This window comes from Acidovorax sp. (assembly GCF_027492855.1).
Taxonomy (GTDB): domain Bacteria; phylum Pseudomonadota; class Gammaproteobacteria; order Burkholderiales; family Burkholderiaceae_C; genus Acidovorax.
Window position 1 is genome coordinate 44,167 of sequence record NZ_JAPUDY010000073.1, and the last position, 14,318, is coordinate 58,484.

Here is a 14,318-nt window from a genome sequence, read left to right on the forward strand (position 1 = left end):
TCTCGAATTGCTACGCAATTCGGGAAGGGGGACGATGCCCTCGCTGCGGGGCGGCCCTTGCTTGGCATCCCTGGCTTGGATAGTGCCAGTTGCACAGGTTAGCGCTGAAATCCAAGTAAATTGTGCCTCTAGCGCTTTACTGATAAGCGCAAGCAGCTATTATTTTTATAGCAATCAAAGCGCCGTCACAGGCCCCGGCCGTCCGAACAGGTAGCCCTGAAATTGTTTGCAGCCGTTGCGCAGCAGGAAATCGTGCTGCCCTTCGGTCTCTACCCCCTCGGCCACCACGTCCAGGCCCAGGCTTTGCGCGAGGGTGATGATGGTGCAGGCGATGGTGGCGTCGTTGGGGTCGGTAAGCACGTCGCGCACAAAGCTCTGGTCGATCTTGAGCTGGTCGAGCGGCAGGCGCTTGAGGTAAGACAGCGACGAGTAGCCAGTGCCGAAGTCGTCGAGCGAAAAACCCACGCCCAGCGTGCGCAGGGCCTGCATCTTGAGGATGCTGTCCTCCACATCCTGCAGCAGCAGGCTTTCGGTGAGCTCCAGCTTGAGGTGGTGTGCGTCCGCGCCTGACTCGCGCAGCACGGTGAGCACGTCCTGGACAAAATCGGGCTGGCGGAACTCCTGCGCGCTCACGTTCACGGCCAGGCTCCAGCGGGCCGCCAACGGGTTGGCCGCCCACTGCGCCAATTGGCTGCAGGCCATCGCCAGCACCTGGCGCCCCAGGGGCAGGATGAGCCCCGTCTGCTCGGCCAGCGGGATGAAGTCTGCAGGCGACACCATGCCACGCAGCGGATGGTTCCAGCGCACCAGGGCCTCGGCGCCCAGCAACTGGCCGGCCTCGTCGACCACGGGCTGGTAGTGCAACAGGAATTCGTTGCGCAAGATGCCCTGGCGGATGTCGCCCTCCAGGGCCGACCGCGCCGACGCCGCCGCCTGCATGGCGGGATCGAAGAAACACAGGGTGTTGCGCCCTTGGGCCTTGGCCTGGTACATGGCCAGGTCCGCACGCTTGAGCAGCTCTTGCACCGGCTGCAGCGCGTTCCGGAACAGCGCAAGGCCGATGCTGGGCGTGCTGTAGATATCGCAGCCCTCCACCAGATAGGGCTGGTTCAGCGCTGCCAGCACCTTTTGCGCCACGGCTTCGGCTTCAACGGCAGCCTCGGGCTGCTCGGCATGCAGGCCCTGGAGCACCACCACGAACTCATCGCCCCCCAGGCGCGCCACGGTGTCGGCAGCCCGCACGCTGGCGCATAGGCGCGCGCCCACCTGCACCAGGAGGCGGTCCCCCCATTCGTGGCCCATGGTGTCGTTGATGCCCTTGAAGTTGTCCAGGTCGAGGAACAGCAAGGCCCCGTGGCTGCCATCGCGCACGCTCGCAGTCACCGCACGCTCCAGCCGGTCCATCAGCAGCCGCCGGTTGGGCAGGCCCGTCAGTTCATCGTAGAACGCCAGGCGCTTGATCTCGGCCTCGGCCAGCTTGCGCTCGGTGATGTCGCGCGCCACGCCCCGGTAGCCCGTGAACACACCTTCGGCATCAAAAATGGGCTCGCCGCTGATCGACACCCAGACGGGCGTGCCCTGCAGGGTCAGCCGCTGCATCTCGAAGTCGTGGAACACCTGGTGCGCCTCGAGCTGCGCCCGATGTGCTTCCCACTGGCCCTCCTTCACGAAGGCGTTGGGCAGCTCCCAGCGGGTGAGGCCGTAGTGCATTTCATCGGGCACGCCGGTTTCATGGTGGGGGTTGCCATCCAGCCGCACAAAACGAAACTGCGCGTCCTGCTCCCAGTACCAGTCCGAGGACAGGTGTGTGAGGCTGCGCCAGCGCGCCTCGCTCAGGCGCAGGGCCTCCAGGGTGCCCAGGTAGTCGGTGACATCCGTGAATGTGCGCACACGCCCGCCGGCCTCCAGGGGGTTGGTGCGCACTTCGATGTAGCGGCCGCTGTGCGTGCGCCGCACATAGCTGTCCGGCATGGTCAGGCTTTCGCGGTGGGCCTCGTACTCCGATGCCACGTAGGTGCGTGCGACAGGTTCGATCAGCTGGAACTGCGGGCCAAAGTCCCCGCGCTCGGTCTGAAAGCGCACCACCTCTTCTACCTTGGGCTCGGCCGCCAGCAAGGCCTCGGGCAGGTCCAGCAGCTCCAGGTAGCGCCGGTTGTGAATGCGGATCCGCCCTTCGGCGTCCACCTTGGTGATGCCCTGGGAGACACTGGCCAACGTGACCTCCAACGCACGGGTCTTTTCAACAAGAAGGGCGCTGGTGCGCGCCAGCTCGGTCTCGACCTCACTGCGGGCCAGCTGGGCGCGGCGTGCCATCTCCAATTGGCCGACGGTGTTGAGCAACGGCTGCAAAAACTGCACATCGGCGAGCGAGTACCCCTCGCTGCAGTTGGCAAGGCCCACCATCGCCACCAACTCCCCTCCTGCATGGATAGGCAGGCCCAGGTAGGTATTGAGCGTGGGATGCCCTGGCGGCGTGCCAGCGCTGCGCGCATCGTGGCGGGCATCGTTGCTGACCACGGGCTCCCCCGACACCAGGGGAGCACCCAACAGGGAATGTGGGCTGTCGAACACCATGCCGTCCTCGGCGTGCTGTGCGTAGCGCTTGCGGGACGCGGCATCCCAACTCAGGTCGCTCATGGCATGCACCCGCAAAAAGGGGTGCCCATCGGCCGCCCGCTGCACCTGGCCCACCAGGCCGAAGGCGCTCTGGGTCAGGGACAAGAGCTCTTCGAGCAGGGCCTCGAACGCTGCCCGTGGTCCAGAGCTCGCGATGAACACGGCCTGGGCCCTTGATATCGCCTGCAACAGGCGGTGCTGGCGGGCCTGCATGGCCTCGGCAGCCCTCCGGGCGTTCTCGCTGGAACTGCGCTCGAGCACGGCATCGATCTGCGCGGGCAGCGTGAGCAGATAGTCCAGGGCCCGGTCCCGCACGGCGAAGTCGTCAAACCCGTGCCGCATGGCCTGCGCGGCGTGCGTCTCTGCCCCTATGCTCACAATGATGATGGCGGGCACGCCATCGAGCAGTTGCAAAAGATCGAAAGACTCCCCGCCCAAGGCGTTCTGCGCCACCAGCACCACATCGGGCCGCTGCCCCACCAAAAATACATGCGCATCCGCCAGCGAGGGCAATACATCCACCCGCCAGCCAGACCAAGGGTCGGCCAGCGCGCCCGCCACCGCTTGCGCATGGTGGGAATCATCTTCGATCAACAGGACTGAGATGGGCATGGGCCAATCTTCTGAGGAGGGGGGGTACAGCCTGAAACTGCTCTTTGCAACGAAATGTGGCAACAGTGAATCATTATGGGGCTGGTGGCCGCAGCCAAGAGACTGCTGGCACAGGCACGGCGGCCTGTTTACACTGCTTCACTTTCCGCCCCCCGGCAACGGCCATGCCACGCCTTCAGCTTCCCCGGGCGCTCCCGCCTTCATTGCACACCCTCTCCCATGCAGCCACTCAGCGTCAACGACTATCTTCGCCAGCACATCCGCACCGTGCCCAACTGGCCCGCAGCGGGCGTGCAGTTCCGCGACATCACGCCGCTGCTGCAAGACCCGAAGGTGTTCCGTGTGCTTATCGACGCTTTCGTGCACCGCTACATGGACAAAGCGCTGCGCCCTGACGTGGTGGCAGGGCTGGACGCGCGCGGCTTCATCCTGGGCGCCGTGGTTGCCTATGAGCTCAACGTGGGCTTCGTGCCCATCCGCAAGAAGGGCAAGCTGCCCTTCACCACCGTCGAGGAAACCTACGAACTGGAATACGGCAGCGCCACCGTGGAGCTGCACACCGACGCCGTCAAGGCGGGCGACCGTGTGCTGCTGATCGACGACCTGATCGCTACGGGCGGCACCATGATGGCGGGCAAGAAGCTGCTGGAAAAACTGGGCGCCACCGTCACCGAAGGCGCCGCCATCGTGGACCTGCCCGAGCTCGGGGGATCCGACCGGCTGCGCGAATCCGGCCTGCCGCTGTACACGCTGGTGGACTTCGCCGGGCACTGACCACCAGCCCAGGCCCCCAAGAAAAACAAAGCCCTCCGCAAGGGAGGGCTCTGTCCATCACCAACACAGCGCCGAAGAATCAGCGCAATTCGCCGTACTGGGTATTGCTCAGGTCCGGGGATCGGTTGTCCGCGCCAGGCATTTCGGTGTCTTCAAAACCGGTGGGCTGTGACGGCGGGAGCAAAGGCCCGGACCGCACGGGCACGCCCGGCTTGGCAGGTGCCGCCGGTGCCGCAGCGGCGTTGGCCAGCGCGCGCTTGAAGGCGGCCACCTCGTCGGCTTCAATGGGTTCGTAGCGCGGGGCTGCCTGACGCGGCGCCTCGGGCGCGGCGGCGGCCGGACCGGCAGCCATCAGCGCTGGCCATGAAGACGCCGTCCCCAAAACCGGGGCCGCTGCTGCCGGGCGCACGGGAGCAGTTGGAACGGTCGGCACGGCTGGTGCGACCGGTGCAGCGGGTGTAGCTGTTGCGACCGGCGCGGCGGGCTTGGCCACCGGTGCAGGGGCCGCAGCCACAGGGGGCCGCCGGGCCATGGGAGGCACCGCCGCTGGCACAGGCAGCGCCGCTCCCTGGGGGGCCACGCCCTTTTGGGGAATGCCCAACGCCACATGGTCATTGATGCGCCAGTACACGGCGGTTACCAGGATGTCGTAGCGGGTTTTGGCTGTCTGGGCAATCAGCGCCTCGATTTCGGACAGGCGTACCGTCTCGCCGCCGTATTCACGCGCTAGGTCCATCATCACCAGAAACTGGCGGCCGCGCTGGTCCAGCGACAACACCTTGAATTTGTAGCTGGCCGAGAGCACTCCGGCCCGGACCATGGCATCGCGCACCACGGTGTACAACAGTTCGCGGCGCTCCATGCGCTCGTTCTTGCGGTTGGCGGCATGGTCCGGCGGCAGGGGCGGAACCAACGGTTTGCCCGCGCGGCCCTGCAGCGGCACGGTGGCATCGGCATTCAAAAGACCTGACGGTTCTGCCGCTGGCCGGGGCTTAGGGGGGGCGGGTTTGCGACTGAACCAGCTGAACAGAGACATGACTTGCTTTCTTTGGGCGGCGCTTTTAAAGCCTGTTCAGTATCTTTGGGGCCCCAAATGTTGAACAGATTCTTAAACAATCCAAATCAAGTGTACCGCGCAGCACCTCTTCTGCTGCATCGAGAATGCCCACAAACACGGGCCTGCGGGCTGCCTGTCAGGTCGCCGCAACGCGGCGGCGGCGGTTGCCCAGGCGCTTGGCCAGCACTGCACCCGCGGCCATCGCCAGCCCCAGCGCAATGGCGGGCTGGCGGTTGGTGAGTTCGGTAAAACGGATGGCCGTCAGGCTCCACAGCTTGCACGGCGCGCTGGCCTGCACCGTGGCGCTGCGGGCGCGGTGCGAAAAGAACGCACCTTCCCCCACCACGGACCCCGCGCCCACGATGGCCAGGCGCAGGCGCTCTTTTTCATCCTGGAGGTGCACGCTCAGGCTCCCGCTTTCCACCAGATACAGCGTCCGGTCCGAGGCGCCCTGGGAAAAAAGCACCTGCCCCGCAGACAAGACCACGGGCAGCAAGTAGGACGACAGCACGTCCCATTGCGCGGTAGACAGCGGATTGGTCATGCTGTCGTCGGCGCTGGCCTGCGCAATGGCGTCCAGCAACCCTTTCAGGTCAACCTTGGGGGCGGTAGAGGTGGAAACATTCATGGTCCGCCGAAAGTAACGTTGTTACAGATCGGGCACAAGCGATGTTTACGTCCATTTACAAGATAAGGCGACCAACGGTCGCTATTTGCCGATGCAGAAGCTGGAAAAGATGACACCCAGCAAGTCGTCCGAGCTGAACTCGCCGGTGATGGCACTCAGTGCGTTCTGGGCCAGTCGCAATTCTTCGGCCAACAAATCCAGCGCCGGGCCCTGGGCCTGCAACTGATCGGCAGCTTCTTGCAGGTGGGCCGCCACTGCCTGCAGCGCCTCGACATGGCGGGCGCGGGCGATGTAGATGCCCTCGGGGGCCGACTGCCAGCCCGCCACGTCCAGCAGGATGCGCCGCAGGCCGTCGAGCCCTTGCCCGGTGCGCGCCGACAGGTGCACGGCGGGGCGGGCAGCGCCCTGGGGCTGCGCAGACGTGGCAGCATCGGCGGCGCAATCGAGCTTGTTCCAGACATCGATCACCGGGATGGATGCGGGCAGTTTTTGGGCCAATGCGCTTTCTATATCAGCGTCAGCAGCTACATATTCAATAGCATCCCGGCGTGAGAGATCGTGCAGAAACAGCACGGCGTCGGCGCCCGCTATCTCGTCCCAGGCGCGAGCGATGCCGATGCGCTCCACCTCATCCTGGCTGTCGCGCAGGCCCGCCGTGTCGATGATGTGCAGGGGCACGCCCTCGATCTGGATGGTCTGCTGCACCTTGTCGCGCGTGGTGCCTGCGATGGGCGTGACGATGGCCAGCTCGGCCCCCGCCAGCGCGTTGAGCAGCGAGCTCTTGCCCGCGTTGGGCTGGCCCGCAATCACCACCTTGATGCCCTCGCGCAGCAGCGCGCCCTGGCGTGCACGCTGCATCACCAAGGCCAGCGTTTGCTGCAATTTTGATAGCTGCCCATGCGCATCCGCCTTGCGCAAGAAGTCGATTTCTTCTTCAGGAAAATCCAGCGTGGCCTCCACCAGCATGCGCAGGTGGATGAGTGCGTCGCGCAGGGCGTGGATCTCGGCCGAGAACGCCCCCGTGAGCGAGCGGCTGGCGCTGCGGGCTGCGGCCTCGGTGCTGGCGTCGATCAGGTCGGCAATCGCCTCGGCCTGGGCCAGGTCGATCTTGTCGTTGAGGAAGGCCCGCTCGGTGAACTCGCCCGGCTGGGCCACGCGCAGGCCGGGCAGGGTGGCCGCGCCAGTGGCCGGGTCGGCCTGGGCCCCCGCCTCCAGGCAGCGCGCCAGCAGCAGTTGCAGCACCACGGGGCCGCCGTGGGCCTGCAGCTCCAGCACGTCCTCGCCGGTATAGCTGTGTGGGCCGGGGAAGTACAGCGCCAGTCCCTGGTCGATGGCCTGGCCTTGTGCATCCCGAAAAGACAGGTAGGTGGCCTCACGGGCTTTCAGCGCGCGGCCACACAGGGCCTGCACCAGCGCGTCCAGCCCACGCCCCGACACGCGCACGATGCCGACGGCCCCGCGCCCGGGAGCTGTGGCGATGGCAACAATGGGATCACGGTGGCGGGCAAGCATGGTGGCGACTGTACAGGGTGATGCAATTAAAAAAGGCCGCTTGCGCGGCCTTTCAGGGCTTAGTGATCAGGCAACGATCACTTGAACTTCGGCAGATTGAACTGCGGTGGCACGCCCATGCGGGTGTTAATGATCCACTGCTGCGCAATCGACAGGATGTTGTTCGTCAACCAGTACAGCACCAGGCCGGCCGGGAAGAAGAAGAACATCACGCTGAAGATCAGCGGCATGAACCACATCATCTTGGCCTGCAGCGGATCGGGCGGTGCGGGGTTCAGGGCCGTCTGCAGCAGCGAGCTGGCTGTCATCAACAAGGGCAGGATGAAGAATGGGTCGGGCGTGGACAAGTCCTTGATCCAGCCGATCCAGGGCGCATTGCGCATTTCCACGCTGGACAGCAGCACCCAGTAGAGCGCGATGAACACGGGGATCTGAATCATGATGGGGAAGCAGCCACCCATGGGGTTGACCTTTTCCTCGCGGTAGATGCGCATCATCTCCTGCTGCATCTGCTGCGGCTTGTCCTTCAGGCGCTCGCGCATCTCCATGATCTTGGGGTTGACGGCCTTCATCTTGGCCATGCTGGCGTAGGCCTTGGCGTTGAGCCAGTAAAACGCGATCTTGAGCAGCAGCACCAGGGCCACGATGGACCAGCCCCAGTTGTTCAAAAGCTTGTGCAACTGGTCGAGCAACCAGTACAGCGGCTTGGACAAAATGGTGAGCCAGCCGTAGTCCTTCACCAGCTCCAGGCCGGGGTACAGCTTTTCCATCATGGTCTCGACCTGCGGGCCGGCGAACAGGCGCGCGTCGATGGTTTTGGATTGACCGGGAGTCAACTCACCCAAAGGAGTAATCATCTGAACTCGATAGCAGCAATCTGGCGTGTTAGCACCGATATCTGCTGAATCCAAGCGCAACTCTCGCTTCACCCCATCGGGCAGCAGCCATGCGGTAGCGAAATAGTGCTGCACCATCGCGATGTAGCCGTTAGTCGACTCAGCGGGAATATCGAACTTCTTGTTCTTAATGTCCTTGAACTCGATCTTCTGGTACTTCTTGGCTTCGGTGAAAACCGCGGGGCCGGTGAAGGTGGAATAGAACGACGACTCGCCCGGCGGCTTGTTGCCGTCGCGCACCAGTTGCAGGTACAGCTGGGGCGACACGGCCGCGCTGCCGGTGTTGACGACTTCGTGCTTGACGGCGATGTCATAGACGCCGCGCTTGATGGTCCAGGTCTTGACCAGCTTCACGCCACCCTGCTCGGGCGACTCGAAGCGGATAGCAAGCTCGTCCTGGCCATCCTTGAGCTCGCGCGGGCCGGGCACGGCCGTCATCACGGTCTTGTGGGTGGGGAAGCTGCCGCCCACCAGGCCCGTCTGCGCCACATAGACACGCTGAGCGCTCTCGTCCAGCAACAGGAAGTTGCGGGCCTTGTCGGCCATGTCCACATGCTTGAGCAACTCGGCTTGGATGAGCGAGCCGCCTTCGCTGTCGAAAACGAGGCGATACAGATCGGTCTTGACCTCCAGGCGCTCACGCGCGGCGGCGGGGGCTGCCGCTGCCGGTGCCGCCTGGCCGGGGACGGCCGAGGCACCCTGGCCCGCTGCGGCCACGGGGACGCTGGGGGTTGGAACGCTGGCGGCACCGGCCGCAGCCGACGCGGCGCCCGCAGCGGCTGGCGCTGTCACGGCCGGGGTAGAGGGGAAAAACGTGGCCTTGTTGCCGTTGTGCAGTTGCCACTTGTCCCACAGCAGAACCATGGAAAAGCCAAAAATCACCCACAAAATGGTGCGGCGAATGTCGTTCATGAAGACTTCTTTGGTGAGGATGGTTGGGTGGTGGAAGACGGATGATGCAGCCGCGAGAAAAGCCGCATGCTGCGCGGCAGATCTTGCGGCACCGGATCATGACCTCCGTCACACCAGGGGTGGCAGCGTACCAGCCTGCGCACCGTGAGATAACTGCCTGCGGCAGCGCCATGCTGCTCCAGCGCCTGCAGCGAATAGGCCGAACAGGTCGGCTCGAACCGGCAGGCCGAACCCAGCCAGGGGCTCAGAAACAGCCGATAGCCCTTGACCACGCCCATCAGCAAACGCTGCATCATGGTGCAACCGCCTCTGCAGCCACCGGCTGAGACGGGGCAACACCACCGGCGCGCCGCGCAGCATGGCCAAACAACTGCAGCAGCTCCGCACGCACGGCCTGCTTGAGCTGGTCGGACGTGGCACTGAGGAACTGCTTGCGGTCGAAGGCCGTGCGCAGACGCACCACATGGGCGGCCTGCGGCAACCGCGCTTCAAACGTGGCACCCACGGTGTAGATCTGTCGCTTGATGGTGTTGCGCGTCACCGCGCGCCGCGCCCAGCGCTTGGGCACCATGGCACCCAGCCAAACGCCCTGCACGGCAAACAGGGCCTGCGGCCCTTGCGTTGGCGGCAAGGAGCCGGGCCCTGTGGGTGCAGCACTGGCTGGGTTGGCAGCGGCGCTGCTGTCAGTATCAGCGTCCAACACCAGGCGGTGCAGAGCGAAATGCGCTGTGCGAGAGACAGTGCCCCCCGCCATGGCGGCCTGGAACTGCGGACGGGTTTTCAGCCGTTGCATGCAAGCACCCCGTTTGGAACCTGACGGTACAAACCGGGGGCAGGCAAGAAGCAGGCCGTGGACCGCAACGGCCTTAGACGGCCAGGCGCTTGCGGCCCTTGGCGCGGCGTGCGTTGATAACGGCACGGCCGCCGCGGGTCTTCATGCGGACGAGGAAACCGTGGGTGCGCGCGCGGCGCGTCTTGGAGGGCTGATAAGTACGTTTCATGGTGCTATTCCTTGAGGTTCAGTTCCGGACTGCTGCTCCTGAACCCCTGCTCCATCCCTATCAGGACGAGGCAGAAATAACGGTGCGCCGGGTCAAATCACCCTGAACACATTCAGGGAAACCCAAAATTATCGCAGGCTTGTTGACTGCTGGCAATGCCTTTTGACGGGCAGGCCTATCGGAGCCTTGTTTCCCGCGGCCACAGCGCACCCGCCACCCTCCCTGCGAATCACCCGACGGCAGGGGCCATCAAATTGTGGATAACTCCTTAGCAAGCTACAATCCCCCGCCCAGCCCCGTTCCTCCTATCCACAACAATAATTCTCCAGAAATGACCGAGGAACCCTCCCGCAGCCCCCAGCAATCCCCCAGCGCCGATGCGGGCCAGGGCCTGTGGCAAGCCTGCACAGAGCAACTGGCGCAAGACCTGCCCGAACAGCAATACAACACCTGGATCAAGCCGCTGATCGCCCAAGTGGCTGAGGATTTTTCCAAGGTCACGCTGCTGGTGGGCAACCGCTTCAAGCTCGACTGGATCCGCGCCCAGTATGCGGGCCGCATTGCTGCTTTGCTTGAAGGCCTGTACGGCCAGCCCGTCGCCTTGGAGTTAGCGCTCGCTCAGCGGGAATCCGTTGCCCGCACTTATGTGCGCCCAGCGTCGCCCGAGCCTTCCAACACCCCTGCACCGGCAGAATCTCCCATCGGCAACAGCGACGACTCCTCCGCTGGCGCCTTCCGCAACCGGCTCAACGCTGCCCTTACTTTTGAAACCCTGGTGGAGGGCACGGCCAACCGCATGGCACGCTCGGCCGCCATGCACGTGGCGGGCATGCCGGGCCACTTGTACAACCCGCTGTTCATCTACGGCGGCGTGGGCCTGGGCAAGACCCATCTGGTGCACGCCGTGGGCAACCGCCTGCTGCAAGACAAGCAGGGCGCCAAAGTTCTCTACATCCATGCCGAGCAGTTCGTGTCGGATGTGGTTAAGGCCTACCAGCGCCGCACCTTCGACGAGTTCAAGGAGCGCTACCACTCGCTCGATTTGCTGCTGATCGACGACGTGCAGTTCTTCGCCAACAAGGACCGCACACAAGAAGAGTTCTTCAACGCGTTCGAAGCCCTGCTGGCCAAAAAGAGCCACATCGTGATGACGTCGGACACCTATCCGAAGGGCCTGGCCAACATCCACGAGCGGTTGGTGTCGCGCTTCGATTCGGGCCTGACGGTGGCCATCGAGCCGCCCGAGCTGGAAATGCGCGTGGCCATCCTGATCAACAAGGCGCGCGTGGAAGGCACCGAGATGCCCGAGGAAGTCGCCTTCTTCGTCGCCAAGAACGTGCGCTCCAACGTGCGCGAGCTTGAAGGCGCGCTGCGCAAGATCCTGGCGTACTCACGCTTCAACCAGAAGGAAATCTCCATCCAGCTCGCCCGCGAGGCGCTGCGCGACCTGCTGTCGATCCAGAACCGGCAGATTTCCGTGGAAAACATCCAGAAGACGGTGGCCGACTATTACAAGATCAAGGTCGCCGACATGTACAGCAAGAAGCGCCCGGCCAGCATTGCCCGCCCGCGCCAGATTGCGATGTACCTGGCCAAGGAGCTGACACAAAAGAGCCTGCCCGAGATCGGAGAATTGTTCGGCGGGCGCGACCACACCACCGTTTTGCACGCCGTGCGCAAGATTTCGGGCGAGCGCCAGCAGCTCACCGAACTGAACCAGCAATTGCATGTGCTGGAGCAGACCCTGAAAGGCTGAAACCCGGTGGTAGATGCCCCGAGCAAAAACCGCCCCGTAAAGGGGCAAAATGACGGGTTGTGCAGCAGGGGGAGGCACAACCCGTGCCGCTGCCCAAGCTCCGTTCCAAAAACCACAAGAGGTTGATGACATGATCGTCCTGAAGGCAACACAAGACAAGGTTCTCGCGGTACTGCAGTCCGTGGCTGGCATCGTCGAGCGCCGCCACACCCTGCCCATCCTGGCCAACGTGCTGATCCGCAAGACGGGCAACGCCCTGCAGCTGACGACCAGCGACCTCGAAATCCAGATCCGCACCACGGCCGAACTGGGCGGCGACACTGGCGACTTCACCACCACCGTGGGGGCGCGCAAACTCATCGACATCCTGCGCACCATGCCCAGCGACCAGACGGTGAGCCTGGAGTCGCAGCAGTCCAAGCTCCTCCTCAAGGGCGGCAAGAGCCGCTTCACCCTGCAGAGCCTGCCCGCCGAAGACTTCCCGCTGGTGCAGGAATCCGCCGCCTTCGGCCCCGCATTCAGCGTGCCGCAAAAGACGCTAAAAGACCTGCTCTCCCAGGTCTCGTTCGCGATGGCGGTGCAGGACATCCGCTACTACCTCAACGGCATCCTCTTCGTGGCCGAGGGCAAGCAGCTCAGCCTGGTGGCCACCGATGGCCACCGCCTGGCCTTTGCCAGCGCCACGCTCGACGTGGAAGTGCCCAAACAGGAAGTGATCCTGCCGCGCAAGACCGTGATCGAGCTGCAGCGCCTGCTGTCGGACGCGGGCGGTGAGAACCAGCCCCACATCGAGATGCAGTTCGCCAACAACCAGGCGAAGTTCACCTTTGGCGGCATGGAGTTCGTCACCAAGCTGGTCGAGGGCAAGTTCCCCGACTACAACCGCGTGATCCCCAAGAACCACAAGAACAGCATCACCCTGGGCCGCGCCCCCCTGCTGGCCAGCCTGCAGCGCACGGCCATCATGACCAGCGACAAGTTCAAGGGCGTGCGCCTGAACCTGGAGCCCGGCACCCTGCGCGTGGCGTCCAACAACGCCGAGCAGGAAGAGGCCGTGGACGAGCTCGACATCGACTACGGTGGCGACACCATCGAGATCGGCTTCAACGTGACCTACCTCATCGACGCCCTGGCCAACATGGGCCAGGACATGGTGAAGGTGGAGCTTTCGGACGGCAACAGCTCCGCGCTGATGACCATCCCTGACAACGACAGCTTCAAGTACGTGGTGATGCCGATGCGCATCTAGGCATAACGGCATGCGCCAGACACGCTTTCATGCGTGCCTGGCTTTTTGCTATTAAATTGATAGCTTATACCGCTTGATAAATAAGCGGTAGAGCCCCATTTGATCTCTATTGAACACATTGGAAACCCCGGTTTCCACGGACCCCAAGGCCACCATGACCGCTGACAACAACCTGCCCGAGCCAGAATCCACCGGCACTGGTGAGCCCGCTGTGCAAAAGATCGACACCAACCAGGCCGGCGCGAGCGAAAGCTACGGCGAAGGCTCCATCACCATCCTGGAAGGCCTGGAGGCCGTGCGCAAGCGCCCCGGCATGTACATCGGCGATACCAGCGACGGCACCGGCCTGCACCACCTGGTGTTCGAGGTGGTCGACAACTCCATCGACGAAGCCCTGGCCGGGCATTGCGACGACATCGTCGTCACCATCCACACCGACAACTCCATCAGCGTGACCGACAACGGCCGCGGCATCCCCACGGGCGTGAAGATGGACGACAAGCACGAGCCCAAGCGCAGCGCCGCCGAGATCGCGCTGACCGAGCTGCACGCGGGCGGCAAGTTCAACCAGAACAGCTACAAGGTATCGGGCGGCCTGCACGGCGTGGGCGTCTCTTGCGTGAACGCGCTCAGTCGGTGGCTGCGCCTCATCGTGCGCCGCGAAGGCAAGGTGCACCAGATCGAATTTGCGCGCGGCTTTGTGCAAGACCGCCTGCTCGACACCGTGGACGGGTTCGAAGTTTCGCCCATGAAGGTGACCGGCGACACCGAAAAGCGCGGCACCGAGGTGCACTTTCTGCCCGACACCGAGATCTTCAAAGAGAACAACGACTACCACTACGAAATCCTGGCCAAACGCCTGCGCGAACTCTCGTTCCTGAACAACGGCGTGCGCATTCGCCTCAAGGACGAGCGCAGCGGCAAGGAAGACGACTTCTCGGGCGCCGGTGGCGTGCGCGGCTTTGTCGAGTTCATCAATAAAGGCAAGACGGTTCTCCACCCCAACTCGTTCTACGCCGCAGGCGAACGCCCGGCCGAAACCTACGGCGGCATCCCCGGCACCCACATCGGCGTGGAAGTGGCCATGCAGTGGAACAGCGCCTACAGCGAGCAAGTGCTCTGCTTCACCAACAACATCCCCCAGCGTGACGGCGGCACCCACCTCACCGGCCTGCGCGCCGCGATGACCCGCGTCATCAACAAATACATCGAAGAAAACGAGTTCGCCAAAAAAGCCAAGGTTGAAGTGACCGGCGACGACATGCGCGAAGGCCTGTGCTGCGTGCTCAGCGTGAAGGTGCCCGA

At 64.0% G+C, this 14,318-nt stretch carries 12 protein-coding genes; 4 read left to right on the forward strand and 8 right to left on the reverse strand.

Features of this window, described 5'->3' with window-relative positions:
• Nucleotides 1-174: 174 nt before the first annotated feature.
• Complete coding sequence (locus Q0105_RS14665) at nucleotides 175-3,228, reverse strand: EAL domain-containing protein (protein WP_298212876.1); 3,054 nt, start codon at nucleotides 3,226-3,228, stop codon at nucleotides 175-177.
• A 219-nt stretch (nucleotides 3,229-3,447) separates the two neighbouring features.
• Between Q0105_RS14665 and Q0105_RS14670 the strand changes: the two genes are divergently transcribed.
• Nucleotides 3,448-4,002, forward strand: coding sequence for an adenine phosphoribosyltransferase (locus Q0105_RS14670; RefSeq protein WP_298212877.1), 555 nt, complete (start codon nucleotides 3,448-3,450; stop codon nucleotides 4,000-4,002).
• Between the two features lie 79 nt (nucleotides 4,003-4,081).
• Here the strand turns inward: Q0105_RS14670 and Q0105_RS14675 are convergent, their stop codons facing one another.
• From Q0105_RS14675 to rpmH, 7 genes are all read right to left on the reverse strand, one after another.
• Nucleotides 4,082-5,038, reverse strand: coding sequence for a hypothetical protein (locus tag Q0105_RS14675; RefSeq protein ID WP_298212878.1), 957 nt, complete (start codon nucleotides 5,036-5,038; stop codon nucleotides 4,082-4,084).
• Between the two features lie 157 nt (nucleotides 5,039-5,195).
• The gene (locus tag Q0105_RS14680) at nucleotides 5,196-5,687 is read right to left on the reverse strand and encodes a cyclic nucleotide-binding domain-containing protein (protein ID WP_298212879.1); all 492 of its coding nucleotides are present in this window, start codon (nucleotides 5,685-5,687) and stop codon (nucleotides 5,196-5,198) included.
• A gap of 81 nt (nucleotides 5,688-5,768) precedes the next feature.
• Nucleotides 5,769-7,199 (reverse strand): tRNA uridine-5-carboxymethylaminomethyl(34) synthesis GTPase MnmE, encoded by a 1,431-nt coding sequence (gene mnmE, locus Q0105_RS14685; protein WP_298212880.1) that lies wholly within the window; start codon nucleotides 7,197-7,199, stop codon nucleotides 5,769-5,771.
• Nucleotides 7,200-7,276: 77 nt separating this feature from the next.
• Nucleotides 7,277-9,007, reverse strand: coding sequence for a membrane protein insertase YidC (gene yidC / locus Q0105_RS14690; protein WP_298212881.1), 1,731 nt, complete (start codon nucleotides 9,005-9,007; stop codon nucleotides 7,277-7,279).
• Complete coding sequence (yidD, locus tag Q0105_RS14695; protein ID WP_298212882.1) at nucleotides 9,004-9,303, reverse strand: membrane protein insertion efficiency factor YidD; 300 nt, start codon at nucleotides 9,301-9,303, stop codon at nucleotides 9,004-9,006. The genes yidC and yidD overlap by 4 nt, the downstream gene beginning before the upstream one ends.
• The gene (locus Q0105_RS14700; RefSeq protein WP_298212883.1) at nucleotides 9,300-9,800 is read right to left on the reverse strand and encodes a ribonuclease P protein component; all 501 of its coding nucleotides are present in this window, start codon (nucleotides 9,798-9,800) and stop codon (nucleotides 9,300-9,302) included. The genes yidD and Q0105_RS14700 overlap by 4 nt, the downstream gene beginning before the upstream one ends.
• Before the next feature lie 73 nt (nucleotides 9,801-9,873).
• On the reverse strand, nucleotides 9,874-10,008 hold the full coding sequence (gene rpmH / locus Q0105_RS14705) for a 50S ribosomal protein L34 (protein WP_005798102.1): 135 nt from the start codon (nucleotides 10,006-10,008) through the stop codon (nucleotides 9,874-9,876).
• Nucleotides 10,009-10,339: 331 nt separating this feature from the next.
• Between rpmH and dnaA the strand changes: the two genes are divergently transcribed.
• From dnaA to Q0105_RS14720, 3 genes are all read left to right on the forward strand, one after another.
• Nucleotides 10,340-11,764, forward strand: a complete 1,425-nt coding sequence (gene dnaA / locus Q0105_RS14710; RefSeq protein ID WP_298212884.1) for a chromosomal replication initiator protein DnaA — start codon at nucleotides 10,340-10,342, stop codon at nucleotides 11,762-11,764.
• A gap of 130 nt (nucleotides 11,765-11,894) precedes the next feature.
• Nucleotides 11,895-13,013: a DNA polymerase III subunit beta gene (gene dnaN / locus Q0105_RS14715; RefSeq protein WP_298212885.1), complete on the forward strand. Its 1,119-nt coding sequence runs from the start codon at nucleotides 11,895-11,897 to the stop codon at nucleotides 13,011-13,013.
• Between the two features lie 154 nt (nucleotides 13,014-13,167).
• On the forward strand, nucleotides 13,168-14,318 hold a 1,151-nt coding region (locus Q0105_RS14720), incomplete at its 3' end, for an ATP-binding protein (RefSeq protein ID WP_298212886.1).